The organism is Mesorhizobium sp. RSR380A (assembly GCF_054719385.1).
On record NZ_JBTTIB010000001.1, the window covers coordinates 4,839,874 to 4,863,846 of the forward strand.

Consider the following 23,973-nt stretch of genomic DNA (forward strand, 5'->3'; position numbering starts at 1 on the left):
CGACCACTAGAACAAGTGCGACATCGCAGAAGCGGGAAGGTCGATAGCCGCTATCCGATCTAGATAAAACCAGGTCGCCACTGCGACCGCAACCGAGGTGCAAGATGCCAGTGCCGCCGACTTCAAGGTCAGCTTCTGACCGGCTGCAATCCATATCAGGGTAAACAGGGATAGCGCCGCCGGGAGGCCCGCCAGCCAGACAGCGGCCGGCAACAGGAGCATCATCATCAACGGCACACGATGGCTTTCCGGGATCGTATGGGTCCGTCCGCCTCCCTGTTTCTCGTGGCCAACAAGCGAGATCGTTTGCACAAGGGCGACCGCGAGCATCGCAAACAGACAACACCAGGCCACGGCCTGCGCGAAGATCGAATAGCCTGGCTGCCCTTGGAGCGATATCGCTGCCATCACAGCGCATCCACCGGTCAACAGCCATGCGACTGCGGCATCGGCACGCTTTGGCTTGACACGTCGCGGCGGCAAAACACCACCGCGCACGATCCATGCGAGGGAAAGCGCGATTATGACCATGATCGTCAACGACGCCGGCCGTTGTAGAGGGTTCAGCCTGCCGACACGGGCCAACTCCACACTGAGCGCCAGGTTTCGCTCGATGAAGCCGCCCAGGACGAATGATATGACAAAAGGAATTTGCGGCCAGGCGAGGCGCTTCAGCATGTAGCCGGCCAGCCCGAAAGCGACGGCTACGTACAGATCGATCAGCAGCCCGTTTAGCTGCACGATCGTCACGAAGCTGACGACAATGATCGGGAGCGCGATGCGGTCGATCCTGAGAGCAGTCAGGCGCGCAAAATATGGTGTCAACGCCAATCCCACTGCGGACGTCAGCAGGTTCGACAGCAGCAGCGCGGTAATCAACGTGAACGTCAGGGGCAAGCCGGTCGTCAGCATCGGTATGCCCGGAACGATGCCGTGTACCGTCAGGACTGTCAGCAGGATCAAGCCGCCCTCGCTGCCGGGAAGGCCGAAGGCAACGGTCGGCAGAAGCGAGCCTCCGTCCTTCGAATCGACGGCCGCTTCCGGCGCAATGATGCCCCTGATGTCACCAGATCCGAACCTTGAGCGCTGGTCCCTGGGGGTTGTCTGGATCGCCTGCCCGTAGGCAACGAAGCTGGCGACCGTTCCTCCAACACCTGGAATGATGCCGACCAACACGCCGATGGCCGACGATCGCATTGTTAGTCCCCAATGACGAAAGACAGCAAGCATACCGGTCCAGATCGAGTCGTTCGGGTTTTCCAGGCCAGCCGCTTTTTCAAGCTGCAATCTTTTTCGCCACGAGATGATTTCAGAAACGGTGAAAAAGCCAAGCAGCAGCGCGACCATGTCGACGCCGTCGAAGAGAGCGATGCTCCCAAACGTCCAGCGTGGTTGGCCATAGGTCGGATCAGTTCCGACAAGACCGACCAAAAGCCCCAGCAGCGCCATCGCCAGCGCTTTCAGACGGGACGCGCTTGGAACCGCAATGATCGTCGACAGGCCCCACACGCCGAGCAGCACGTATTCAAACGGTCCGAATTGCAGGATGAACGGCCGAATGATCGGCATGAGCGCTATGAGGACGAGGACGCCAAAAACCGATCCGACGGCCGAGGCCGTTGCCGCGGCGGCTATCGCGGTGCGAGGCAGGCCGGCCCTGGACATCGGATGGCCGTCGAGCAGGGTTGCCGCGCTTGGCGCGTTGCCCGGTATGTTGAAGAGGATAGCCGTTATAGATCCCATGAAGGTCGCGCCGCCGGTCAGGGCGCCAAACAGCAACAACACCGATACCGGATCCCAATGCACGGTTGCGACCAGCAGAAGGGTTGCAAGGCTGGCGCCGCCAATCCCTGGAAGAAAGGACGTAGCCATGGCAACCAAGGTGCCAAGCACCGGGATCAGTATGTTCGGCCAGGAGAATACATTGCCCAGTCCAGTGCCGAGGGCAGCCCAATATCCGGTCATCAGCGCGTTGCTCGCGCATCCCGCTCGAGTTCCGGGTGTTTTTTCAGATACGCTTCCGCCTCATGGAAGGCACTGAGCATATCGTTGATCACGATGACGGTCTGGTCAGCGTCGCGCGGCTCGATTGGACGTTTCTGAGCTTCAAGCGCCACCTTGAACCCATCGCTCTTGACCGCGGCGGAGACGGCGTCACGAAGACAACCTAGCGATTTCTGCTCCATGTCGGCAGGGGCAAAAAATCCCCGCGCTGTCGCCGAAGCTTTCGCGACGGCGATGGCCAACCGCAATCGTTCTTCCTGCTTCTCCTTGGAAAGGCCTTGGCTGCGCTGCCACACCAACCCTCCTTCACCCGCCAGGAAAGCCACGCCTGGCGCGTTCGGGTCAGGTCCCTCCGTGAGAACCAGACCGACTTTGGCTTCGCCTGCGGCGGTCGAGCGCAAGCCTGTCGTCAATGAATTGGATGTCATATCGCCTTCGCCACGCAGGAGCGCGGACATGAGTGCGCCGCTGCCTTCATAGCCCGAGACCACGTCGACCTTGATATCGAGGAGGTGCGCGGTGAGCACTATCGGCAGGATGCCGGCTTCAAGCGATGAAACCGACGCGACCAGATGTTTGGCGCTTTGCAAATCGACATCGTTCCGAACAATCCACGCTTCGGGATCGATGTGAATCAGTCCTATCGGATTTAGCCGATTCATCCAGTTGTCGACGCCAGCCGGAATGTCACCTTGCGAAATTATGTCTGAGACGCTTTCAATCATAAGGACCAGTTCGTCGGACGGGGCATTGGTTACACGCTTTAGCGCCGCAAATCCGCCTGCCGCAGGCATATTGACGACCCTGACATTGAGCTCGGTCGTGCTGGCAAGGGCCGGCGCAAATGCACGGGCATAGGTATCATAGCCGCCGCCGGCAGCGTTGGGGACAACGAGGGTGATTCGCCGGCCGGCGTAGGTGGTTGCGCAAGCGATCTCGCCGCCGCTTGCCGCGGACGGCAGGTAGATTGCCGCGGCGGTGATTGCCGCCAACGCCACACGAAAGAACTTCATCTCGCCAAGCCCCAGATTTCACCCAGTGGTGATACTTTAGAAAGCCCTTGCAACGCCAGCGTTGTTCCTTAGCAATCGCGCTTAGGTTCGTGAATGTCGCGGTCTGTGTGGCCAATTGGCGTCCGCAACCGGCGTCTACCCCGATCTTCAAATTTCTTGCGATCTGCCATGCGGTTATTCAGTCCATTAACCTTTCATTAACCATACCACCGCTAGCGTTTACCTCTCAGTAAGGAATCGCCCGCCGTGACCTTTGCCGCTCCCCTCGAGGCCAAATCCATTCGCTTTCGCGCCCGCTCCTTCGTGGCTTTCACGCTGACGCCCGAGGCGCCTTTGGACGTTTGGCTGGAGAGCCTCGATCGCTGGGTCGGCAATTCGCCGGGATATTTTGCGGGGCGCCCGGTGGTGCTCGACCTGAACGTGCTCAAGCCCGATGTCGTGGCCATCGAAGCGCTGGTCGATCTGCTCGGCCAGCGCGGAATCCGCATCTATGCCATGGAACTCGATGGTGGCGCCGAGCTTGGCACGCATCTGCCGCCGGTGCTGGTCGGCGCCAAGGAGGCGACCACCGACGGGCTGCTGCAGCCGAGCCGCAAGGCGGGCAGGGCGGAGGAGGACACTGCGGTAAGCGACATGAAGGCGGCCGGTGACATCAAGGCAGAGGCCGGCGATTTGAAGGCGGGCGATTTGAAACCGGCGAGCGATGCCAAGGCACAGCCGAAAGACGCCAAAATTGCCGCACCCGACGCTGGCACGCTGATGATCCGCTCGCCGATCCGTTCAGGGCAGCTGATCTTCCATCCGCATGGCGATGTCATCGTGCTGGGCTCCGTCGCGTCCGGCTCCGAGATCGTCGCCACTGGTTCCATCCACGTCTATGGCACGCTGCGCGGCCGCGCTTCGGCAGGCGCTCAAGGGAACACGGCGGCGCGTGTCTTCTGCCGCAGGAACGAAGCCGAACTTCTCTCGGTCGATGGCTGGTATTGCACGGCCGAGGAGATGGACCCGTCAGTCCGGGGCAAGCCTGTGCAGGCATTTCTCGAAAACGGCATGCTGCGCATCGCCCCTTTCAGCTAATGCGTCTCGCCCGACAACGACATAACGAACAACAACGGAGGCTTTATTGATGGGCAAGGTAGTGGTGGTCACCTCGGGCAAGGGGGGCGTCGGCAAGACGACCTCTACCGCGGCTCTGGGGGCGGCGGTCGCCAAGACCGGCAAGAAGGTGGCGCTGGTGGATTTCGATGTCGGCCTGCGCAACCTCGATTTGATCATGGGCGCCGAACGCCGCGTGGTGTTCGACCTCGTCAACGTCATCCAGGGCTCGGCAAAGCTGTCGCAGGCGCTGATCCGCGACAAGCGGGTCGAGACGCTGTTCCTGCTGCCGGCCTCGCAGACGCGCGACAAGGATGCGCTGACCGAGGAGGGCGTCGCCGAGGTCATCGGCAAGCTGCGCTCGGTGTTCGACTACGTCTTCTGCGACAGCCCGGCCGGCATCGAGCGCGGCGCGCAGCTCGCCATGCGCTTTGCCGACGAGGCGGTCATCGTCACCAATCCGGAAGTGTCGTCGGTGCGCGATTCCGACCGCATCATCGGCCTGCTCGATTCCCGCACCTTGCGGGCCGAGGAGGGCGAGCAGATCGCCAAGCATGTGCTGGTCACGCGCTATGATGCGGGACGCGCCGCGCGGGGCGAAATGCTGTCGATCGACGATGTGCTGGAGATCCTGTCGGTGCCGCTGCTCGGCATTATCCCCGAGAGCCAGGATGTGCTGCGCGCCTCCAACCTCGGTTCGCCGGTGACGCTGTCGGAGCCGCTGAACGCCGCTGCCAAGGCTTACATCGACGCGGCCAAGCGCCTCGAGGGCGAACAGCTGCCGGTCATCGTGCCCTTCGAACGCAAGGGCTTCCTCGATCGTCTTTTGGGAAGGAGGGCGGCATGAACCTGCTCGACATCTTCAAGCGGCGCACCAGCGCGCCGGTGGCGCGCGAACGGCTGCAAGTGCTTCTCGCCTATGAGCGCCGCAACCGCAGCCAGCCCGATCTCGTCTCCATCCTGCGCGAGGAGATCATGGCGGTGATCGCCAAGCATGTGCAGATCGACCAGGATTATCTGCAAGTTTCGATGGACCGCGGCGAGACCATGTCGACGCTGGAGATCGACATCCAGATCCCCAACAAGAGCGCGGTGCCGCTGGCGATGGCGGGGTGAGATTGAAGCTGCTGATCTCCCCCCTTGTGGGGGAGATGGCCGGCAGGCCAGAGGGGGGCGCTGTCCCGCCGGCCTGTCGATTACATGTAGCAACGGCTTTGCCGAAGATCTGGATTCGCTGAGATGTAGCGATCCTTCGCGCCCCCCTCTGTCCTGCCGGACATCTCCCCCACGAGGGGGGAGATTGCGCTCCTCGCGCTCGCCTGCGCCAACCACCCCCACCCGGACCTGCGGTCCGACCTCCCCACAAGGGGGAGGTAGGGCGTTTGCGCTAATCCCCAAAAAACATTCAACCAACTAGTTGACTATCTAAAATCTCGCCTCTATATTCAACTACATGGTTGAATTAGAGGCGCCCCAGATGGACCAGGTTTTTCACGCCCTCGGCGACGCCACGCGCCGGAACATGCTTAACCACCTCGCCGGCGGCGAGCGTACGGTGAGCGAGTTGGCTCAACCCTTTGCCATGTCGCTGGCCGCCGCCTCCAAGCACATCAAGGCGCTGGAGCATGCCGGGCTGATCCGGCGCGAAGTGCGCGGGCGCACCCATGTCTGCCGCCTCGAGGCCCGCCCGCTGGCCACCGCCTATCAGTGGCTCGGCCAATACGCGCGTTTCTGGAACAGCCGCCTCGATGTCCTCGAACAGCTTTTGCGCGAGGAGGCGGGGCGCAAAACGTCGACAACGCCGTCAACGCCGGCACCGGCAAATCCAGAACCATCGAAGCCGGAATCACCCAGGCCAACACCTTCCAAGGGAGACGACCGATGAACCAGATGAACAGCTTCGACGGCTACGCCCAGCTGATCCAGCCGGCCACGTTGAGGGTCGAACGGCTTTTGCCCGGAACCAGGGAGCGCGTCTGGGAATATCTGACGCAGAGCGATCTGCGCCGCAAATGGCTGGCGGCCGGCGACATGGAGATGGAGGAAGGCTCTTCCTTCGAGCTGGTCTGGCGCAATGACGAACTGACCGACCCGCCCGGCGACAGGCCGGCCAGCTTCAGTGGCGGCGAGCAGCGGATGCACAACCAGATCGTCGAGTGCGATCCGCCGCGCAAGCTCACCATCACCTGGAACGGCAGCGGCAATGTCACCTTCGAATTGGCGCAGCGCGGCGACGACGTCCTGCTCACCCTGGTCCACCGCCGCCTGCCGGACCGCTCGAGCCTGATGATGCATGCCGCCGGCTGGCACGTGCATCTCGACCTCCTGGTTGCCCGCGTGGCGGCCGAGAAGCCCGAACCGTTCTGGGACAGCTTTAGCCGTATCGTGGCGGAATACGACCGGCGCCTGCCGGCCTGACCTGACCTAACGCATCGCCCGGTCCAACCGGGCACCATCGATCCCTTGCGCCGGATGCCGGCGCAAGGGCCGGCGAAACACGCGCCTTCGCCAGACACCGCGGCGCGTCATCGGAAGTGAAACCAGGCAACGTGCTTGCATCCCGCAAGCCCGAAGGAGGAAGTCATGCGTAAATTGATCACCGGAATGAAGATCTCCATCGACGGCAAGATGGAAGGCCCCGAAGGCTTCGCCGACTGGGTCGACAACTGGTCGGAGGAATACGGCCTGATGCCCGGGATCGACGCCTGCCTGCTCGGCGGCGTCATGTATGCCGGCTATGAGCGCTACTGGAGCGCGATCCAACAGAACGAGCCGGACCAGCCATTGCCAATGACCGGCAGGCTGGTCGACCCGGCCGAACTCGAATGGGCGCGCTTTGCCGCCAAGACACCGCACTATGTGCTGTCGAACACCATGACTTCGGCCGCCTGGGCATCGACGCGCTTCCTGCGCAGCCTCGACGACATCGCCGCGCTGAAGCGCGAGCCCGGCAAGAACATCTACCTCATGGGCGGCGCGAGCATCACCGCCAGCCTGATCGGGGCGGGGCTAGTGGATGAAATGCGGCTCATCGTCTACCCGCTGCTCGCCGGCGACGGCAAGGCGCTGTTCGGCACGGTGCACGCCCGGCACGGACTGGAGCTGCGCAAGGCCGAGGCGCTGTCGGATGGACGTGTGAGCCTGGTGTATGGGCTGGCGAGCTAGCTTCTTTTCCTCTCCCCCGAGGAAGGGCGCAAGCTTATGCGAGCTGGCATTTTCCTCTCCCTCCGGAGGGGGGAGGGGTGGCGCCGCGAAGCCGCGACGGAGTGGGGGAAGGCGCTCATGAAACCCACGGTCGCCGCAAGACAGGAGCGACGGAAGCGAGGCGAAACGCCTGCAGGCAGGCAATCAGGCGGATGAACGGTCGACCCCCACTTCGTCGAGCTTCGCTCGACACCTCTCCCCCGATCGACGGGGGAGAGGAAGGGCGCGAGCTTATGCGAGCTGGCATTTTCCTCTCCCTCCGGAGGGGGGAGAGGTGGCGCCGCGAAGCGGCGACGGAGTGGGGGAAGGCGCTCATGAAACCCACGGTCGCCGCCTCCGGCAAGCAGGCAATCGGGCGGATGTGATGGACGGTCGACCCCACTCCGTCGAGCTTTGCTCGACACCTCTCCCCCGATCGACGGGGGAGAGGAAGGGCGTCGGAGTTCGCCTCCCACCCTTGCCCTATCAACAGCCCGCTCGTGCCACACGACAGCCAGGCCCTTTATCCCTATCTCCGGCCTGCGCTACGGCCTGCTGGTCGCGCGGGGAGGGACTGGAATTGACGTCGACGCCGATTGCCTCAGCTGAAGCGAAGGCCTTGCCGATCGGCGCGTTGCTTGGCGCCATGGTGTCGATCCAGATCGGTGCCACCTTCGCCAAGGGCCTGTTTCCGCTGATCGGCGCCAATGGCACCACGGCGCTGCGGCTGGTCGTGGGCGCGCTGATGCTGGCGGCGGTGCTGAGGCCGTGGCGGGTGCGGCCGTCGCGCGCCGTGCTGCCCTGGCTCATCGCCTACGGCGTCAACCTCGCGGCGCTGAACCTTTTGTTTTACGCAGCGCTCGCCAGAATCCCGCTCGGCGTCGCGGTGGCGCTCGAATTCTCCGGCCCGCTGCTTGTGGCGACGCTGTCGTCGCGGCGCGCCACCGACTTCGTCTGGGTGGTCCTGGCCGTTTCCGGCATATTGCTGTTGTCGCCCTTCATCCACTCCGGCAGTGCACTCGACCCGCTCGGCGTGATGCTGGCGCTGGCAGCCGGCTGCTGCTGGGCGCTCTACATCGTCTTTGCGCAAAAGGCGGGCGCCGAGCTCGGCAGCCAGACCACGGCTTACGGGCTGGTCATAGCCGCTGCCGTCGCCCTGCCGTTCGGCCTCGCCGAGGCGGGTACCGGCCTGATCGCACCCGCGATCCTGGTCAGCGCGCTGCTGGTCGGGCTGTTCTCCAGCGCCTTGCCGTTCTGGCTGGAGATGGTGGCGCTGACCCGGATGCCGGCCAGGCTCTACGGCACGCTGACTTGTCTGGAGCCGGCGCTGGGCGCGCTGGCCGGCTTCCTGTTCCTGCACGAGATCCTGAGCCCGTTGCAATGCGCGGGCATCGCCGCCGTGGTCGTCGCCGCCTTCGGAGCCGCGCTGACCACCAGGCCGCCGGTGCCGTCGCCGGAATAGGTGCCTGAAATGGGTATGTGACGCCGATGCCGTGGTCCGCCGGTCCCGTGTCCGGTTGCTCAAGCGCCTGCAGCATCGATATATGATCGATGCATGCGCAGGAGATCCAGATGCCGACAGCATTGCTTGAGCCGTCCGTGATCAAGGCAATACTCCTTGTCGGGCTCGCCGCTGTCGTTGCGGCTTTGGCCTGGCGGCTGGCGCGGTCTCGTCGCAGAGCCCGGCTTCGTGAAGATCCGGCCAACGACTACGCCGTGCGCCGCGACTGGTCGGGCAACCACGGCAAGCTCAATCATTCGTCCTTTGTCTATTTCGATGCCGATCGCGACGGCCGCTACGGGCTCGGCGACCGCCCGATGGCCGGCATCATGGTCAGACTGCATGATGGCCACGGCCGCTTCGTCGCCGCGGCGCGGAGCAATCGCGGCGGCTTTGCCAATTTCCTGGCGTCGACGAAACGTCGCGCCGCGCCCATCCATGTGCCGGGCAGCTACCGCTTCAGCGTGTCTGTGCCGCCCGGCTGGCGCTCGAGCAGCGCCAACGAGGTCCAGTCGCAGCACCTCCGGCCGCTGCCGGGCTCGCCCACCGGGCTGGTCTCGGAATCAATGCTGCAGCCGGTCGGCCTGTTTGCGATACGCCGGCTCAGCGGCCGCGTAGCGGACGGTGTCTCGGCGAGCATCTCGGTGATGGCGAAAGGGCAAGAGGTGGCGGCGCATCCGCTAAGTGCTGGGGCTGGCTTCCGTCTCGATCTGCCCGATGACGCCGACGCGATCGAAGTCACCGGCGATGGCATGGAACGACGACTGGCCTTGTCCGCCTACCCGACCGAGCTCGGCCTGCTGTCGCCCGAGAACGCGGCTGTCGACAGCGCCGCGTCCTTGCAGGCCATCGGTTTCGACGATGTCACCACGCGCGGCCTACGCAAGGTGCCGTCCGGTTATGCCGGGTTGACCTGGTTCAACCTGAACGCACTGGCGCGCGATCATACCGAAGGCAGCGAAGGCTACGTCAACGGCAATATCTCGGGAGACCATGTCTGCTATACGAGCAGCGGACACCCGGCCGAATTCTCGAGCGACAAACCGTTCGGGTTCCATTCCGTGATGCTGACGGCGGCATGGTTGAAGTCCGAAGGCGAAACCGCACTGGTCGAGAGCTGGCTTGGCGACCGGCTGATCGCCAGCGACACGATCGTCCTGTCGGCACTGGCGCCCGTCCACTATGCGCCGATGCTGGCGGCGGTGACGCGCGTACGCCTCTCCACGAGCCACTATTGGCAGCTAGTGCTCGACGATCTGGTGGTTGTGCGCTGAACGGTCCCGCCGCCTGCGGGAGATCATGCTCCGGAAACGATCAAGCCGCCCGACTCTGCCAGGAGGATCTCGATCTACCGGGGAACGAGTTTAGCCCGGAATAGGAGCAGAAGCGCCGTTCGCGGTGATCTGCGAGAGCTTGCCCTTTTTTACCAGCACTGGCTTGGAATAGGTCTTCCTCATTTTCCACTCTCCACGTCGGGCACCCAAAGCCCTGTTCCCGGCCAGACGGCACGAGGCGTCGGATAATCGGCTGCTAGACGGCGACCGGCCCGGAGCCGTTACCATTGTCGGCTGTAACCTGCGAGAGCTTGCCCTTCTTGACCAGCACCGGCTTCGAATAGGTCTTCTTCATGCCGCATCTCCAGTGTCAGGCGAGGCCGCCAGATCAGGCGACAGCCGACTCAACGACTTCACTCGATCGGGCCGGAACCCGCTCCATTGGCGAGCGCCGTAACCTGCGAAAGCTTGCCTTTTTTGACCAGAACAGGCTTCGAATAGGTTTTCTTCATAGTGAATCCTCCAAGCTTACGCGATAATGCCAGACGGATCGGCACTGTCAACCTTCGCGGCGCCGTCGTCCCGCCCCGGGTTTTCTTGGTCCCGATGCACTAACTGCAAGTCCACCTTCATCGACAAAGCGTTGTTCTTGGGCGTGCATGGCGTGGCCGGGTTGCGGTGCGAAAAATGTCCGAAACTGCGGCGGGTCTGGCCTGGTTGGTCGGCCTGCTCAAACAGAGCGGCAATGCAGCGCGGACTGGCCCAGCCTAAACATTGGCCTTGCCGTCGCGCCGCACTCACAGTTCCCTTTCCGCCAGTTCGCGGAAGGCATCGGGAACCGAGCGCCGGGCTTCCAGCGCCACGGCGCCGTAGCCGACAGCCTCTCTGCCAAAGCGCTGGCGGATCTTGTCGATGGCGCGGTCGGCGCCAAAGCGCGCCAGGCCTTGCCTGCTGCCGGGTCGCTGCTTTTCATCGGCAAGCCCGAGCGGCAGCTCCAGCTGCAGCTCGGCACTTTCTTCCATCTGCGACACCGAAATCGCCAGCAGCGAGATGGTCTTCTCTCGAGGGTTGGCGGCCAGCACGCCGCGCACCAGCTCCCCGGCGATTTCGGCCAGCATCGCGGTTGCCGAAATCGGCTGCTCGAGCGTCAGCGAGCGTGTGACAGCGTGCAGATCGGCAAAACGCACGCGCACCGTCACCGTGCGCCCGGGCCGTGATTTCGCCCTGAGCCGGCTGGCGACCCGGTCTGCCAGATGCAGCAGGACGGGTCCGAAGATACGCGCCTCGGCCGGCCGTCTGCCAAGCGCCGACTGCGCGCCGGCGGAATGCGACCGCCTGTGGGTTTCGAGCTTTCGCGGGTCGCGGTTCCATGCCAGCGACGCCAGCTTTTCGCCGGCGGCGGGCCCGAGCAATCTTCGCAGCGCCCCACCATGCGTCTTTGCCAACTGGCCGATGGTCTCGATGCCGATCTCGGCCAGCCGCGCTCTGGTCGCCGGGCCGACGCCCCACATCAGCCCGACCGGCAGATCATGCAGGAAGGCAAGTTCGGTGTCCGGATCGACCACCACCAGCCCGTCGGGCTTGGCCACCTGCGAGGCGATCTTGGCCAGATGCTTGGTGCGCGCCACGCCGATCGAGATCGGCAGGCCGAGCTCTGCCCGGACGCGCCGACGCACCGTGGCGGCGATCTCGGCCGGCGGCCCGAACAGATGCGTGCAGCCGGCGACGTCGGCAAAGGCTTCATCGATGGAAATCCGCTCGACCAGCGGCGTGAAATCGTCGAGCACCTTGATGGCGGCGTCGCCCAGCCGCTGATAGTCGGCGAAATGGCCGCCGACGAAAATCAGTCCGGGGCAAAGCTCGCGCGCGCGTTGTCCGGGCATGCCGCCGCGCACGCCGAAAACCCTGGCTTCGTAGGAAGCGGCAAGCACGACGCCGCCGCCGACGGCGATCGGCTTGCCCCTGAGCGCCGGGTCGAGCAGCTGCTCGACCGAGGCGTAGAAGGCGTCGAGATCCGCATGCAGGATGGTGGGCTCCATCCCGACCGTTCCCTTTGCGGCGTTGCAGCATTAGCCGCGTCTGTTGTGAGAGGCGTTTTTGCCGAACAAATAGAGAACAAACAGGGCCTATTGTCAAGCGAAGCGGTTGTCGCCGGCCGGCCCGTTCCAGGTCGGGCTGTCGAGTGCTCCGCCTGGGCATCGGACCTGCGGAACATTGTCTCTCGCCTCGGCGTTCATATCCGCGACGGGACGCTGTTTTTGTGGAGGCCGGTATGGGCCAGTTCGAGATGATCGACCTCGTCAGCGTCATTGACGCCTGCACGAGCGATCGCGTTGCCGGGCACTGCGTGTCAATGGCCAGGGCGGTGGAGGAGTTGCGAGTGCTGACCGGTGATTTCGTATCGCCGGACGAGACGGTGGCCAACGCGCTGTCGGCAGTGGCGCTGGGGCGCGGCTGCGCGGTGGTGTTCGACGAGCGAGCGGGCGCCGACATCTTGCTGACGCCGTAGCGGGGCGGCGCCGGGTTGTGGCAGCCAGAAAAGTCGAACAGCGTGCAAAAAGCTGTGCAGGCATGGCCCATAAGCGCGGCGTGGAAAATTTCTGCGCGTGGGTGTATTCTCCAGGACGCAAGCGGTCGCAGACCGCATAGGGGGAGAAATGACATGCCGAGGATTTCGGAACTCTTTTTCAAAACTGCCATCTTTTTCCTGATGTTGGGGATTGCGGCCGGCCTGCAGATGGCGATCTCGGGCGACCACGCCGCTTTTCCGGCGCACGCGCATATCAATCTGCTCGGTTGGGTGACGAGCGCCATCTTCGGCGGCTACTACGCGCTCAATCCGCAAAAGGCGGCGCGTCGCGTCGCCATGATCCACTACGGGCTCTACACTCTCGGCTTGGTGATCATGCTGCCGGCGCTGTACGTGATGCTGCAGGGAAACCCGGCGCTTGAACCGATCGTCGCCGGCGGCTCGCTCATCGTCGCCGCTGCCGTTCTGGTTTTTGCTTTCGTGGTGTTTTCGCCCGAAACGGCGCGCTCGGTGTCCGGCGTGGTGCCGGCTTCTCGCTGACTGTTCGCGCAGCGATCAAGTCCGACCCGCGTTCGCGACCCGCCACGCGGGTTGGCCAGGCCGATGGCCGCAGCCGCTGGCTGCGGTGTCTATCGCCGCGTCGGCGCTCAACATACCCGAGTCCCACCACGTATTATTTCGTGACTATTTGGCGCCGGAACCTTCCCAGATATCGCGCGTTGCGGCGACTGTATTCGCGCTGCCTTATATATAGGCAGACTTGAGTACGTCCACAGCATGGGTTGGGGGAGGAGCAGGCCACCATGTCGAACAGAGAAATCGGAACGTCGGCCTCACTGGGCCGACGCATCGCCGATCTGAAAGCCAGGATGCGAGACGCCAGCGTTACTGAACACGAGATGCAGACCTTCCAGAAGGTCGCGGCCATCATGGGGGGTGTCGAAGGCTCCCTACGCCTCGACGCCGACGACCTGATCGCGGCGTCCTTCGTCACCGAGGCGCTCGGCGATCCCGGGTCGAACTGAAGGTCAGAGCCCGTCGGCACTCAAGTGCCGGCGGGCGATGGCCCGGTTCGCAGCGTTGCGATGCTGGAGCGTGTCTGCACCGCCCGCGGCGGGGATTTCTTGCGCACTTTGAAGATTTCAGGCGAGCGGCCTCGACGGCGCTTGAAATATTGGGCTTCGCGTTCGTGCTTCTCGGCTGCTTCTCGGCTGTCGAAGGTGCCGAGATTGTCGCCGTCCAGCCCTTGACCACAAGGGCTAAGCCAAACCGCCAAGGCGCCTTAAACGAAGGATCCGGCCAGCCGGATCCTTCGAAATATCGCGATGCTCCGGCATCGCCTTCAGCTCATCCTTGGTCCAACTGGTGACGGCGTGGACGTCCCGGGAAACCTCTCGAAAGTATCCGCGGTCGCTGCCTTACACGTCGTCGAACGGGCCGCCGCGCCTCGCCAGATCGTGACCAATGGCGGCTTCCTCGGCGTCGTCGGGCAAGGCATCGTCACTGTCCTGGTAGGGGTTGTCGTCATCCTCCTCGGGCAATTCGCCTTCCTTCTCGACACCGGTGGTGTCCGGCAGGCTTTCCTCATCTGCTCCGTCGGGCAGGACCGTTGCGCCACGCAGCGCATCCCAATCCTGCCGGCGCGGCGTCGGCGCTTCCACCTCGTCATTGGCGATCCTGTCGCGGGCATCGTTTTTGCTCGGTGGCGCCTCGACCTCGTCATTGGGTTTTCTGTTTCGTTCTTCCATGATTGCCTCCTCCGGGCGGCTTTGCGTCGAGAAGGTGGAACTCACTTCCGGCTGTCAGGTTCCGGCAACCACTCCATCTCCGTGGAACCAATTGCCGCCAGTCTGCTTTGCCAAGGACTAGTCTGCTTTGCCAAGGAGATGAATCCAGAGGAGCTGGACCATGAAGACTTTCCCCCTCATCCCATGCGTGCTGCTCTTGGCGCTGGCCGACCCGGCGGCTGCGCAGGACAATGGCGACCAGCACGGCCCTGCCGCGCCTTGCCAGGCGCAGCCTCAGGACGATGGTCAGAAGCCGCCGGTCGCCAATGGCGGCGGCGAATCGACCAGCACGCTCGGTCCCTGCGGCGGCGTGCTGCAGCCGCCGCCCAGTGGTGACCAGGGTATGACGCAGCCGCCGCCGGACCAGGGCAAGACGCCGGTGATCAAGCCTGGCGAGGTGCCTGCGCAGCCGCCGAAGCAATGACCTTTGCTTGAAACTTCACGGCGTGGCACGAAGGCGGTCGGTTCCCGTCTTGGCCGGGCGACGCGGTCACCGGATCAATGCCGGCGCCGGCCGCAATCGCCCGGAATTGGAGCCGTGCATCATCCATGTCGAAGGTCTCCTGAGGGATTGTGCTTCAATGCGAATCTTGCGGGTGCGGGTTCTGCTGGCATGACCGGGAAGCCGATCAATTTAGTCTCCGCTTGCGGAACAAGACCGTACCGGCTGCGTTTGCCTCCAGGAGCCCGCCACCTCGATCTGCGCTGTTTTCGCCTCATGCGGGAACACGGCGGAGCTCGCCAACAACGACAGGAGACGAAGATGAAAACCATCCTTATTCCCGCCGTCGCCGGGCTCGCCATGATCGCTGGTATCGGCATTGCCGCCGCCGACGAGGTCATCGTCACGCAGCCGGCACAGCAGCAGGTGATCATCACCCCGGAACAGCGCACGGTCGTGCACCAGTACGTAAAGAAACATCCGCTTGCCTCGGTCAATCTGCTCGGCGTCGAATTGAATGTCGGCACTGCCTTGCCTGACACTGTCGAGCTGCAGGAGGTTCCCGACGTTCAGTACAGATACGCCGTCGTCGACAACCATACCGTGTTGGTCGACCCCAGCACGCGCAGGATTGTCGAGGTGGTCGAGTAACGCTCGACAACCTAACCATTCATCGGTGATACGGCCCTGTCGTTCTTCCCAAAAGGGCGGCAGGGCCGAATGACGAACATGATGAAAGGAGAATTGCCATGTTGCCGCATGTCGAGACCCCGAACTCCGCCAATGTTGCGGCGTGTTGCGACAAGTTGCTGGCCGAGCGCAACACGGCGCTGTTATCGATGAAGGAAGCGATCGCGCTCCTGCGGGAGCGCACCGGCACCGATCGTTCGGATGCCGACCTCGCGGGGCTGATCGTCAAGAAAGCGGCGCTGCTCGGCGTTGCGGTGATTTCCGACCCGCGCTGAGATGTCTCGTCACTCAAGACGCCGGCCGAATTTTCGGCTAATGTTTTCGTGGAATCTGGACCAACCGACCGGACCCAACCACGGAGGCTTAAGTGACGGACGACAAACAGGACCGCATTCGCCAGCGCGCGCACGAGATTTGGGAAAAGGCCGGCCGGCCTGAAGGCGCGCATCAGGAACACTGGGAGCAGGCCACGGCTGAAGTCGATGGCGCGGTCGCCAAGCCAAAAAAGGCGGCGAAGAAAGCTGACGCCAAGCCCGCCAAGGCAGCCGCCAAGTCAAAGGCAGCGAAGCCTGCCGCCGCAAAGTCCGGCAAAGCCAAATCGAAATAAGGCCAGAAATAAGGCCAGTCGAAATAAAGCAAGGCCGGAATTCGCTGGCCGGGCCATCCTTGGCGCCCGCCGTTCAGGCGCGCCCGAGCCTCTCAACCTGACGAATTGCGCCTGCGACGGGCAGCGCAATTCCTTGTGTTTGGCGACAGGCGCCCTCATGCCTCCCAGGCATAACTCGACAGCGCAAAGCGAATGCCGGCAGCTGTCATGGCCAGTTCGCATTCGGTGATCTGGCGCAGGTGGCGCAGATAGCGCGTTACAGTCTGTGGCAGCCAGCCGGCGCAGGCCTCGACATAGGCGCGGCTGTGAACAAGGGTGCCGGTCGACAGCCTCTCGTCCTTCTCGGCAACGACTTTCAGATATTGGCGGATGAAGCGGATGTCGTCGGCGATGTCTTGGCTGGCCATTCGCCAAGCCCCGGCGAGGCGTTCGCACTGATCGAATGACAAGGGCAACAAAGGGGGCGGCAATAAAGGCGGCGGCAACAAAGGCGGCGGCAACGACGGGGGTGACAGCAAAGGCCGAGAGAGATCGGCGAAGGCAACATGGTTCGCTGTGCTCAAGGACATTCCTCTCTGCGAAAAGAGATATCGTACTTTATGTACGAATAAGCGTCAAGCCAATTTCGTACGGTTGGGACGATGGAAATGAATATAGCAGCGGTCGCTTCAGCTAATCCCGCATCGTGAATCCTTCAGGAGTCGCACCAATTTCGCGGAGGGATTTCCCCAGGATGGTGTGACTGTTTTCCCTCGTGGCGGCGTCGAACAGGTTCAAGCCGCCCCGGATCGTCTCGCGCCAGTTTTCGCCCTTGTCCCACGCTTCCATGAAGGCGAAGGCAAGGTCGTCCTGGCGACGCGTGGCTTCGAGCGCTTGGGTCAGCAGGCGCGCTTGATGGAGATCCTTCTCCCGCTTGGCGCCAGCGCTCGGCCCGCGTCGCGAGGCGACGATCAGCTTGTGGATGGCGTAGCGCTGGGGCGAGGGGACCAGCACAGGCAAGCCCGAGCGATGCAGGAGCACAGTCCGGATGGGGTCGCGGATAAGGAAATCCAGAAACCGTAAGGGCTGCGCGGAGTCTCTGCCGTTTTCTTATAATTACGTTTATCAGCTTGAATTTCAACGCAGTTATAAGAAGTTCGTGGAAACGTTATAACGCAACGAACTGACGAGTCGTCTGTTAACGCCCGGGCGCCCGGCACGTCTGGCCCAAAACACTTTCCCGCAGTGCCTCAACAAACGGCTTCCCCAATGCCGCGAACGGTGCTTTAACCCGCCCATCCACAGGGGTGCTCCGTATCGTCGGGGCTGAGATGAGGGCGGCAAGCCTTCGGACCCTAAAGCTGATCTGGATAATACCAGCGGAGCGAGGCGGGCGATGTTTTCAGGCGCACAGATTTCCCTTTATCCCATGACCGACGATTTCGTCGGCGTCATCCTCGGCGCGCTCGGCGCGCTCGATCCCTGGCGCGACCGGCTGCGGATCGAAACCGATGACATCTCGACCCTTATGGTCGGGCCGCCCGAGGTGCTGTTTCCCGCCATGCGCGACCTGTTCGTCGCGGCGGCCAAAAGCGGCAAGCACTGCGTGCTTTCGGCGGCGATCTCGCGCGGCTGTCCGGGCGAGCCCGACGATCCGATCTGCCGCTCCGACGAGACCGGCGGCCCCGCCATTCCGCTGGACGAGCGCAAGATCGCCGCGATCCGCGCTGTCCAGGCCACGCCGTCGACCGGCCAGCCGGTGGCGGCGCAGTTCTCGCTCTACGTTATGGGCACGGGCGACCATATGGACGAGATCTACGGCTGCATCGATTTCCTGAAACAGTCCGGCGTCTTTGAGCGCTCAAAGAACTTCTGCACCAAATTGCGTGGCGATGCCGGTGCGGTGTTTGCCACGCTCAACGAGGCCTTCTGCCGCTTCGGCCCCGGCGCCGGCCACGTCACCCTCGACATCACGATCTCGGCGAACAGCCCGAGCGCCGTCTGAGCCGCGGCTCAAGCGTCGTTCCTTGAGGATATTGCCGTGGCTGGTTTATCTGACCCATTGCGTGGAGGAGATGCCTCTGACCCCTCAGCACAGAGAGGAGGGGAGCCATTGGCGATTGGCGAAGACCGCGATGCCCACGAATCTCCCCCCTCGAGCAGGAGATGGCCGGCAGGCCAGAGGGGGTCCCAGCGCGTGGAGCGCCGACGTCCTTTTCGCATCGGCAAGGCGTGGGCGCTCTATGCGAGACGACCCCCTCTGTCGCCTTCGGCGACATCTCCCCCTCGAGGGGGGAGATTAGCCGCAGCCATCGCCAAGACCATCCCCGCCGCCTGCGCCTCCGCCCTGCTCCTCGCGGCGTGGGAGCTCTACGCCCGCTATGGTGGCGCTGCGCCCACCATGCTGCCGGCGCCGTCGCGCGTGCTGCAGCAGGCCTGGGAGCATCGCGCTGCCCTTGCCGACAACACGCTGCCCACCATCCGCGCCACATCAGCCGGCTTCGCCTGCTCGTTGGTCGCTGCCTTCGTGCTTTCGGCGCTGGTCGATTTCTTGGCCCCGCTGCGCCGCGCGCTGTTTCCGCTGCTGATTGTCAGCCAGACCTTGCCGCTGGTCGCGATTGCGCCGCTCATCGTACTGTGGTTCGGCTTCGGGCTGATGCCAAAAATCTTGCTTGTGGCGCTCGTTACCTTCTTCCCGATGATGGTGGCGCTGGTCGAGGGTTTTGCCGCGACCAGCAAGGCGATTTCGCAGATGCTCGCCACCATGGGGGCAGGGCGCTGGCGCATCTTCTGGCTGGCGCGCCTGCCTTCGGCGCTGCCCTATTTCTTCGCCGGGCTGCGCATCTCCATCACCTACGCCGTCGTCGGCGCGATCTTCGCCGAATATGCGGGGGCGGCGAAGGGGCTGGGCATCTACATGCTCAATGCCAAGAACAACTTTCGGCCCGATCTGGTGCTCGCCGCGGTCGCCGTCAGCGCCGCGCTCACGCTTGTCTTGTTCGCCATTGCGGTGCTCGTCCAGCGCTTCGCCATGCCTTGGGAGAATGCAGGGAGCGAAAGCCGCGACGGCAAGGTTGAAGCTGCAGAAGAGAACCGTCAATGACGCGGCTCGAACTCCGGGACATCAGGAAGAACTTCGGCGCGCTTGAGGTGCTCGCCGGCATTTCGCTTCATGTCGCGGCCGGCGAGTTCGTCTCCATCCTCGGCCCTTCCGGCGCCGGCAAGTCGACGCTGTTCCAGTTGCTGACCGGCGCGCTGAAAGGCGAGGGCGACATGCGCTTCGACGGCGCGCCATTGCAGGGCAGCCCCTTCGCCTTCATGCCGCAGCGCGACGCGCTGATGCCGTGGCGGCGCGTCATCGACAATGTGACGCTGGGGCTGGAAGTGCAGGGTCTTGGCCGCAAGGCGGCGCGCGAACGCGTCGCGCCGTTGTTCGCTGAGTTCGGCCTTGCCGGTTTCGAGCGCGCCTGGCCGGCCGAGCTTTCCGGCGGCATGCGCCAGCGCGCCGCCCTTTTGCGCACCGTGGTGCAGCAGCGCGACATGCTGCTGCTCGACGAGCCCTTTGGCGCGCTGGATGCACTGACCCGCGCGGGTATGCAGCGCTGGCTGGAAGGCATGTGGCAGCGCCAACGCTGGACGGCGCTGCTGATCACCCATGACGTGCGCGAAGCCGTCTACCTCTCCGATCGCATCTATCTGATGTCGGCGCGGCCGGCCCGCATCATCGGCGAGATTGCCGTGCCGCTGCCGCGCCCGCGCACCACCGGCAGCGATGCCGCGCGCCAGGCCGCCGCGCTCGAAGCCGACATCCTCGACACGCTGCTCAATCCCGGGACTGACCGGGGCTTGTTTCCGCAGACCGCTCAAAGGAGTTTTTCATGACCGAATTCACACGCCGGCAGGCTTTGCTGCTGACGCTGGCTGCCGGACTGCCGCTGGCCTCGCGCGCTCATGCGGCTGCGCAAAAAATCACCGTTGCGCTCGACTGGACGGTCAACACCAACCATGTCGGCCTGTTCGTTGCCCGCGACAAAGGATTCTACAACGAGGCCGGGCTCGATGTTGAGATCCTGCCCTATGGCGATACTGGCGCCGGCACGCTGGTCGCCAACCGCATCGCCGATTTCGGCATTGCCGGCGTTGGCCTGTTTACCCAGCGGGCTGCCGGCGCCGATCTCAAGGCGGTCTACGCCGTGGTCCAGCAGGAGACCGGCCGGTTGGTCTTCAACGCGGATCGCGGCGAGATCAAGAGTCCCAGGAATCTCGACGGTCTGACCTATGGCGGCTTCGGCAGCGCCTGGGAAAACACGCTGATCTCGACCATCATCCGCCACGATGGCGGCAAGGGCGTTTTCGAGACGGTGACATTAGGCACCTCGGCCTATGAGGCGCTGGCCAACGGCTCGGTCGACTTCACGCTGGAGGTCTCGACCTGGGAAGGCGTCGCTGCCGAGTTGAAAGGCGTCAGGCAGCGCGGCTTCCGCTACGCCGACTACGGCGTGCCCGACGAGCACACCACCTTGATCGCCTCCAGTGATGCCTATCTCCAGGCAAATCCAAAGGCGGCGTCATCCTTTGTCGAGGCGACGCGGCGCGGCTACCAATTTGCCTGCGATCACCCGCAGGAAGCCGGCGATCTGCTGATCGCTTCCAACAAGGATGCGCTGACCGACCCGGCGCTGATCCACGCTTCGCTGAAGATGCTCGTCGACGGGCACTTCCTCAGAAGCCAGGCCGGCGTCATCGGCACCATCGACAAGGCCAAGATCGAGGCGATGGGAACCTATCTCTTCAACGCCGGCATATTGCTCGATGGCGATGGCAAGGTTCTGAAGGAGAAGCCGGATTTCGGGGGGTATTTTACGAACGAGTTTTTGGGCGCGTAATCTCCCCCCTCGGGAGATGTCGCCGAAGGCGACAGAGGGGGTCGGTACGTCCTGACGCGACTTCCTATCGCGGACAGAGGACGTCAGCGCCTTACGCGCGGCGACCCCCTCTGGCCTGCCGGCCATCTCCCCCTCGAGGGGGGAGATTGCGCCTCACCGCCTTCTCCCTCACATATCGATCATCGAGCGCTTCACCCGGCCGATGATGGTGATGGCGCCTTCGAGCGCCGGCGGCGGGATGTCCATGTAGGAGGCCGGCTGGAAGGGCGGGTTCTCGTTGGGGCGGTAGCGCTTGTAGGTGGCCTGGCCGGATTCGTCCGAAATGACGTAGCAGCCATTGGTCACCAGCCGCTTGTCCCTGAGGTTGACGAAGATGATCGAATCCGGTGGCGAGATCTTGTTCATCGACGGGCCGTCGACGCGCAGAGCAATCCATTGGCCCTGCTCCAGATCGGTGGTGGGGATGGTCGGATAGTCGCTCAGATTGACCACCATGTCCTGGCTGCCGAGTTCGCCGGCGCTGATCCATGAGACGATGGGCACATCGACGGTGGCCAGCGACGGCATCGGGATCTGCCGGCCCGACTCGTCAAAGCCGAAATGGCCCCCCGCAAGGCTGCCGCCGTCACCGTTGAACAAGAGCCAGCCGGGATCGACGCCGAACAGGCGGCCGTATTTCTCCGCCGCCTTGCGCGACAGCGGCCGGTTGCCGTTCTCGTGACTGATCAGCGTGTTCTTGTTGATGTCGCGCAATGCCCGCGCGGCGTCGCTCGGCGAGGCATAACCCGCCTCCGCCCGTGCCTGCTGCAATCTGTGCCTCGGTTCCTGCATCGTACAAATTGCCTGAAATTTATCGTCCAATACGTACGATTTCGCTTGCGTACGTTTCGTACATATCGTACGCTTAGCGCATGATCGAACAAACCGCAAGCGTTTCCGCAGGCATCCTCAGCTTTCTCCCATCGTCCGGGCTGTCCTCCTCCCCGGTCCGGACGCAAACCGGGGCTCTTGCCCCGGATCCGGTCGAACCGTCGTTCCCCCGATCGACCGGAACGGCCGGAGCCGCTCCTCTCCCGGCTCCGGCCACCTCTTCGGCCCATGGCGCCGCCGGTGCGCCAAGGGCTGTTTCCGGCGGGCAGGGCCTTTCCTGCATCCGCACGGAAGATGGCACCGTCATCCTGTTCGACCGGCTGACGGGCAGGGCGGTTTCCGCCCTCACCAAAGCGGCCGCCGAAGCCGCCTTGCGACATCTCGCCGGCTCGCTGCCGGCCGCCAGTATCGGATGACCGCACCGACCATCCGCTCTGATTTTTTCCCGTGGGCCCTCGGGGCCGGCGCTCGGCCTTTGCGCGCGCAATCAATGGATACCGACATGACTGCCTATACCGACACCGAATTGCAGGAGATCGCCGTCTGGCTGAGGGATGGCCTGTCGGCCACAGGGATCGCCGTCCGCTTCACGGCGCTGCGCGGCAGTCCGGTCTCGCGCAATGCCATCATCGGCATCGTCCACCGCAACAGCGCGTTAAAGACCATCGGCTTCGCCAACCCCAGAGGCGGCAGGTCCGGCGGCCGACCGAGGAAGAATGCGACGGGGAAGACTGCGGCAAACGAGAATACCGCCAAGAGGAATCCGCCGGCGCAGCCAAGCAAGCTCGTAAGGGAAGTAGGAGTTTCGAAGCAGGCCGCGCCGGTCAAACCGGCCGCCAAACCGAGCCGTCAGCCATCGGCCAGGCCTCTGTTGCCAGCCCGTCCGGCGCCCTCGATCCCGGGCGAAGGACGGCTGGTGGTGGACGGCGAAATCTACCGCTTCAATGTGCCGGCGCCGCGCCCTGCCTCGCTCGGGCGTCAGCCGCATGTCGCCGCCATGCGCTTCATCGACTGCCTGTTCGACCGCTGCCGCGCGCCGCTCGACCTGACGCTGGAGGAAGACCCCGACAACGATGCTCCCGGCAGTCGGCCGGGGCTCGAGATGCTGTGCTGCGGCCTGCGCACAAGGGCGCTGAAAAGCTACTGCGAATATCATCAGACGCGTTTCCACCGACCTGTGGCGGAGGTGGTGTGAGCGGCTGGGCTCCGTTCCTCGCCTCGGGAACGACATCACCAATGATCGAAAGGTCGGCGGGACAGCGCCCCCCTCTGGCCTGCCGGCCATCTCCCCCTCAAGGGGGGAGATCGGATGCCACCACGGCATTTGCCGATCGCCGGCGTTGCAAGTCAGCGACATGACCAAAGCTGCCAATCTCCCCCCTTGAGGGGGAGATGCCCGGCAGGGCAGAGGGGGGCGCGAAGGAACGCCAACCTTCCGGCTCAACAACCCAATCCCACAAGGATCCCCCGATGAGCAAAAAAACCGCGCAGAAACGGCAGCCACCAAAACTCCCCATAGGCGAAGCCGAGCAGGTGCGCATCCGCCGCGAGATCGGCCATGATTTCGCGCTGAAGGACGATCGCTTCGGCCGCAAGCGGTTGAGCGTCGGCACCGAAGAGGCGCGGCGCGTCTACGAGGTCTCCAATGACGGCTACACCGCGACCGGCGGCATCGTGCGGGTGCGCAATGTCGATCCGCTGGTCGGCATCACCTCGCTGACCCGCCAGCAGCGTGAGGCCGGCCAGCGGTTTCGCGACGATTTCGAGCGCGCCTCGCGTGACGGGCTGCGGCCGATGCCGTGGGAAGAGCGCATTGACGGCGGCCGCATCAATGGCGGCATCCCCGACCGCGTGCTCAACGCCGGCCGCGCCCACACCCATGCCATCGCCGCCATGGCCCACTGGGAAGTGGCGGAGGTGGTTCGCAAGATCTGCCTCGAAGGCCAGTCGGTGAAGGCGCTCGCCGAACGCACCGGCGAGGGACGAGATGTGGTGGTGAAGCTGTTGAAGGTCGGGCTCGACCTTTTGGCCGTGGGTTACGGGATGATGCTGATGCGGAAGCCGCGATAAGGCCGGCAGCCGCGCAGGAAGCGGCCGGCCGGCAGATGCCGG

The 23,973-nt window shown here is 63.9% G+C and carries 31 protein-coding genes, 1 pseudogene and 1 riboswitch; of the genes and pseudogenes, 22 read left to right on the forward strand and 10 right to left on the reverse strand.

The features are described from left to right. Positions 1 to 6: 6 nt before the first annotated feature. Positions 7 to 1,965 carry a tripartite tricarboxylate transporter permease gene (locus ACYG9Z_RS23305; RefSeq protein ID WP_023695519.1) on the reverse strand — a complete coding sequence of 653 codons (1,959 nt, stop codon included), beginning with the start codon at positions 1,963 to 1,965 and terminating at the stop codon, positions 7 to 9. Continuing rightward, on the reverse strand, positions 1,965 to 3,017 hold the full coding sequence (locus tag ACYG9Z_RS23310) for a Bug family tripartite tricarboxylate transporter substrate binding protein (protein WP_023695518.1): 1,053 nt from the start codon (positions 3,015 to 3,017) through the stop codon (positions 1,965 to 1,967). The genes ACYG9Z_RS23305 and ACYG9Z_RS23310 overlap by 1 nt, the downstream gene beginning before the upstream one ends. A 246-nt stretch (positions 3,018 to 3,263) precedes the next feature. On the opposite strand from ACYG9Z_RS23310, the gene minC reads away from it, so the two are divergent. From minC to ACYG9Z_RS23350, 8 genes are all read left to right on the forward strand, one after another. Further along, a complete protein-coding gene (gene minC, locus ACYG9Z_RS23315) occupies positions 3,264 to 4,094 on the forward strand; it encodes a septum site-determining protein MinC (RefSeq protein WP_023695517.1) in 831 nt (276 codons plus the stop codon). A 49-nt stretch (positions 4,095 to 4,143) separates the two neighbouring features. Beyond that, complete coding sequence (minD, locus tag ACYG9Z_RS23320) at positions 4,144 to 4,959, forward strand: septum site-determining protein MinD (protein ID WP_023670342.1); 816 nt, start codon at positions 4,144 to 4,146, stop codon at positions 4,957 to 4,959. Next, the gene (gene minE / locus ACYG9Z_RS23325; RefSeq protein WP_023684809.1) at positions 4,956 to 5,228 is read left to right on the forward strand and encodes a cell division topological specificity factor MinE; all 273 of its coding nucleotides are present in this window, start codon (positions 4,956 to 4,958) and stop codon (positions 5,226 to 5,228) included. The genes minD and minE overlap by 4 nt, the downstream gene beginning before the upstream one ends. 337 nt (positions 5,229 to 5,565) lie before the next feature. Then, positions 5,566 to 5,997 carry an ArsR/SmtB family transcription factor gene (locus ACYG9Z_RS23330; RefSeq protein WP_023693878.1) on the forward strand — a complete coding sequence of 144 codons (432 nt, stop codon included), beginning with the start codon at positions 5,566 to 5,568 and terminating at the stop codon, positions 5,995 to 5,997. Further along, entirely contained in the window at positions 5,994 to 6,530 is a 537-nt protein-coding gene (locus ACYG9Z_RS23335; RefSeq protein ID WP_023695516.1) for an SRPBCC family protein, read from the forward strand. Before ACYG9Z_RS23330 ends, ACYG9Z_RS23335 begins: the two co-directional genes overlap by 4 nt. Positions 6,531 to 6,695: 165 nt before the next feature. Continuing rightward, the gene (locus tag ACYG9Z_RS23340; protein ID WP_023735469.1) at positions 6,696 to 7,277 is read left to right on the forward strand and encodes a dihydrofolate reductase family protein; all 582 of its coding nucleotides are present in this window, start codon (positions 6,696 to 6,698) and stop codon (positions 7,275 to 7,277) included. 598 nt (positions 7,278 to 7,875) lie between these two features. Continuing rightward, complete coding sequence (locus tag ACYG9Z_RS23345) at positions 7,876 to 8,757, forward strand: EamA family transporter (protein WP_023735468.1); 882 nt, start codon at positions 7,876 to 7,878, stop codon at positions 8,755 to 8,757. A 110-nt stretch (positions 8,758 to 8,867) separates the two neighbouring features. After that, complete coding sequence (locus tag ACYG9Z_RS23350) at positions 8,868 to 10,070, forward strand: hypothetical protein (protein WP_031244075.1); 1,203 nt, start codon at positions 8,868 to 8,870, stop codon at positions 10,068 to 10,070. Between the two features lie 90 nt (positions 10,071 to 10,160). On the opposite strand, the gene ACYG9Z_RS23355 is transcribed toward ACYG9Z_RS23350, so the two are convergent. The 4 genes from ACYG9Z_RS23355 to dinB all read right to left on the reverse strand — a co-directional run bounded on the left by ACYG9Z_RS23355 (position 10,161) and on the right by dinB (position 12,109). Further along, positions 10,161 to 10,253 carry a hypothetical protein gene (locus tag ACYG9Z_RS23355; protein ID WP_023689018.1) on the reverse strand — a complete coding sequence of 31 codons (93 nt, stop codon included), beginning with the start codon at positions 10,251 to 10,253 and terminating at the stop codon, positions 10,161 to 10,163. Positions 10,254 to 10,326: 73 nt separating this feature from the next. Further along, entirely contained in the window at positions 10,327 to 10,425 is a 99-nt protein-coding gene (locus ACYG9Z_RS23360) for a hypothetical protein (protein WP_023684816.1), read from the reverse strand. Positions 10,426 to 10,483: 58 nt separating this feature from the next. Beyond that, positions 10,484 to 10,582 carry a hypothetical protein gene (locus tag ACYG9Z_RS23365; protein ID WP_023670351.1) on the reverse strand — a complete coding sequence of 33 codons (99 nt, stop codon included), beginning with the start codon at positions 10,580 to 10,582 and terminating at the stop codon, positions 10,484 to 10,486. 285 nt (positions 10,583 to 10,867) lie between these two features. Continuing rightward, on the reverse strand, positions 10,868 to 12,109 hold the full coding sequence (gene dinB, locus ACYG9Z_RS23370; RefSeq protein ID WP_023751858.1) for a DNA polymerase IV: 1,242 nt from the start codon (positions 12,107 to 12,109) through the stop codon (positions 10,868 to 10,870). 233 nt (positions 12,110 to 12,342) lie between these two features. On the opposite strand from dinB, the gene ACYG9Z_RS23375 reads away from it, so the two are divergent. From ACYG9Z_RS23375 to ACYG9Z_RS23385, 3 genes are all read left to right on the forward strand, one after another. Further along, on the forward strand, positions 12,343 to 12,579 hold the full coding sequence (locus ACYG9Z_RS23375) for a hypothetical protein (protein ID WP_023670353.1): 237 nt from the start codon (positions 12,343 to 12,345) through the stop codon (positions 12,577 to 12,579). Positions 12,580 to 12,732: 153 nt separating this feature from the next. Further along, positions 12,733 to 13,140, forward strand: a complete 408-nt coding sequence (locus ACYG9Z_RS23380; RefSeq protein WP_023751859.1) for a heme-copper oxidase family protein — start codon at positions 12,733 to 12,735, stop codon at positions 13,138 to 13,140. Positions 13,141 to 13,403: 263 nt separating this feature from the next. Then, positions 13,404 to 13,625: a hypothetical protein gene (locus ACYG9Z_RS23385; RefSeq protein WP_023670355.1), complete on the forward strand. Its 222-nt coding sequence runs from the start codon at positions 13,404 to 13,406 to the stop codon at positions 13,623 to 13,625. A 393-nt stretch (positions 13,626 to 14,018) separates the two neighbouring features. Here ACYG9Z_RS23385 and ACYG9Z_RS23390 read toward each other — a convergent pair whose 3' ends face one another. Continuing rightward, the gene (locus ACYG9Z_RS23390) at positions 14,019 to 14,348 is read right to left on the reverse strand and encodes a hypothetical protein (RefSeq protein ID WP_023705173.1); all 330 of its coding nucleotides are present in this window, start codon (positions 14,346 to 14,348) and stop codon (positions 14,019 to 14,021) included. A 160-nt stretch (positions 14,349 to 14,508) separates the two neighbouring features. Here ACYG9Z_RS23390 and ACYG9Z_RS23395 point away from each other — a divergent pair, with 160 nt between their 5' ends. The 4 genes from ACYG9Z_RS23395 (at position 14,509) to ACYG9Z_RS23410 (ending at position 16,126) form a co-directional block, all read left to right on the forward strand. Next, complete coding sequence (locus tag ACYG9Z_RS23395; RefSeq protein WP_023684824.1) at positions 14,509 to 14,811, forward strand: hypothetical protein; 303 nt, start codon at positions 14,509 to 14,511, stop codon at positions 14,809 to 14,811. Positions 14,812 to 15,150: 339 nt separating this feature from the next. Beyond that, on the forward strand, positions 15,151 to 15,480 hold the full coding sequence (locus ACYG9Z_RS23400; protein WP_023670359.1) for a DUF1236 domain-containing protein: 330 nt from the start codon (positions 15,151 to 15,153) through the stop codon (positions 15,478 to 15,480). Positions 15,481 to 15,578: 98 nt separating this feature from the next. Continuing rightward, entirely contained in the window at positions 15,579 to 15,794 is a 216-nt protein-coding gene (locus tag ACYG9Z_RS23405; RefSeq protein WP_023670360.1) for a hypothetical protein, read from the forward strand. A gap of 92 nt (positions 15,795 to 15,886) precedes the next feature. Continuing rightward, a complete protein-coding gene (locus ACYG9Z_RS23410) occupies positions 15,887 to 16,126 on the forward strand; it encodes a DUF2934 domain-containing protein (protein ID WP_023740111.1) in 240 nt (79 codons plus the stop codon). A 155-nt stretch (positions 16,127 to 16,281) separates the two neighbouring features. On the opposite strand, the gene ACYG9Z_RS23415 is transcribed toward ACYG9Z_RS23410, so the two are convergent. Further along, entirely contained in the window at positions 16,282 to 16,533 is a 252-nt protein-coding gene (locus ACYG9Z_RS23415) for a hypothetical protein (RefSeq protein WP_023684826.1), read from the reverse strand. A gap of 265 nt (positions 16,534 to 16,798) precedes the next feature. Then, positions 16,799 to 17,188: pseudogene (locus ACYG9Z_RS23420) on the reverse strand (GSU2403 family nucleotidyltransferase fold protein); the annotation flags it as partial. A 210-nt stretch (positions 17,189 to 17,398) separates the two neighbouring features. Continuing rightward, a riboswitch (TPP riboswitch) is annotated at positions 17,399 to 17,511 on the forward strand. Here ACYG9Z_RS23420 and ACYG9Z_RS23425 point away from each other — a divergent pair. The 4 genes from ACYG9Z_RS23425 (at position 17,502) to ACYG9Z_RS23440 (ending at position 20,991) form a co-directional block, all read left to right on the forward strand. Then, positions 17,502 to 18,110, forward strand: a complete 609-nt coding sequence (locus tag ACYG9Z_RS23425) for a YkoF family thiamine/hydroxymethylpyrimidine-binding protein (RefSeq protein WP_023751860.1) — start codon at positions 17,502 to 17,504, stop codon at positions 18,108 to 18,110. (Overlaps the previous riboswitch by 10 nt.) A 255-nt stretch (positions 18,111 to 18,365) precedes the next feature. Further along, positions 18,366 to 19,208: an ABC transporter permease gene (locus tag ACYG9Z_RS23430; RefSeq protein ID WP_023689011.1), complete on the forward strand. Its 843-nt coding sequence runs from the start codon at positions 18,366 to 18,368 to the stop codon at positions 19,206 to 19,208. Beyond that, positions 19,205 to 19,987: an ABC transporter ATP-binding protein gene (locus ACYG9Z_RS23435; protein WP_023695506.1), complete on the forward strand. Its 783-nt coding sequence runs from the start codon at positions 19,205 to 19,207 to the stop codon at positions 19,985 to 19,987. The genes ACYG9Z_RS23430 and ACYG9Z_RS23435 overlap by 4 nt, the downstream gene beginning before the upstream one ends. Then, the gene (locus ACYG9Z_RS23440; RefSeq protein ID WP_023672481.1) at positions 19,984 to 20,991 is read left to right on the forward strand and encodes an ABC transporter substrate-binding protein; all 1,008 of its coding nucleotides are present in this window, start codon (positions 19,984 to 19,986) and stop codon (positions 20,989 to 20,991) included. Before ACYG9Z_RS23435 ends, ACYG9Z_RS23440 begins: the two co-directional genes overlap by 4 nt. Before the next feature lie 168 nt (positions 20,992 to 21,159). Here ACYG9Z_RS23440 and ACYG9Z_RS23445 read toward each other — a convergent pair whose 3' ends face one another. Then, complete coding sequence (locus ACYG9Z_RS23445) at positions 21,160 to 21,822, reverse strand: LexA family transcriptional regulator (RefSeq protein WP_023672482.1); 663 nt, start codon at positions 21,820 to 21,822, stop codon at positions 21,160 to 21,162. Between the two features lie 80 nt (positions 21,823 to 21,902). Here ACYG9Z_RS23445 and ACYG9Z_RS23450 point away from each other — a divergent pair, with 80 nt between their 5' ends. The 3 genes from ACYG9Z_RS23450 (at position 21,903) to ACYG9Z_RS23460 (ending at position 23,931) form a co-directional block, all read left to right on the forward strand. After that, entirely contained in the window at positions 21,903 to 22,277 is a 375-nt protein-coding gene (locus ACYG9Z_RS23450) for a hypothetical protein (protein WP_023672483.1), read from the forward strand. A gap of 86 nt (positions 22,278 to 22,363) precedes the next feature. Further along, positions 22,364 to 23,056, forward strand: a complete 693-nt coding sequence (locus ACYG9Z_RS23455; protein WP_023693856.1) for a GcrA cell cycle regulator — start codon at positions 22,364 to 22,366, stop codon at positions 23,054 to 23,056. Between the two features lie 275 nt (positions 23,057 to 23,331). Continuing rightward, positions 23,332 to 23,931 carry a DUF6456 domain-containing protein gene (locus tag ACYG9Z_RS23460; protein WP_023751861.1) on the forward strand — a complete coding sequence of 200 codons (600 nt, stop codon included), beginning with the start codon at positions 23,332 to 23,334 and terminating at the stop codon, positions 23,929 to 23,931. Positions 23,932 to 23,973: the final 42 nt, after the last annotated feature.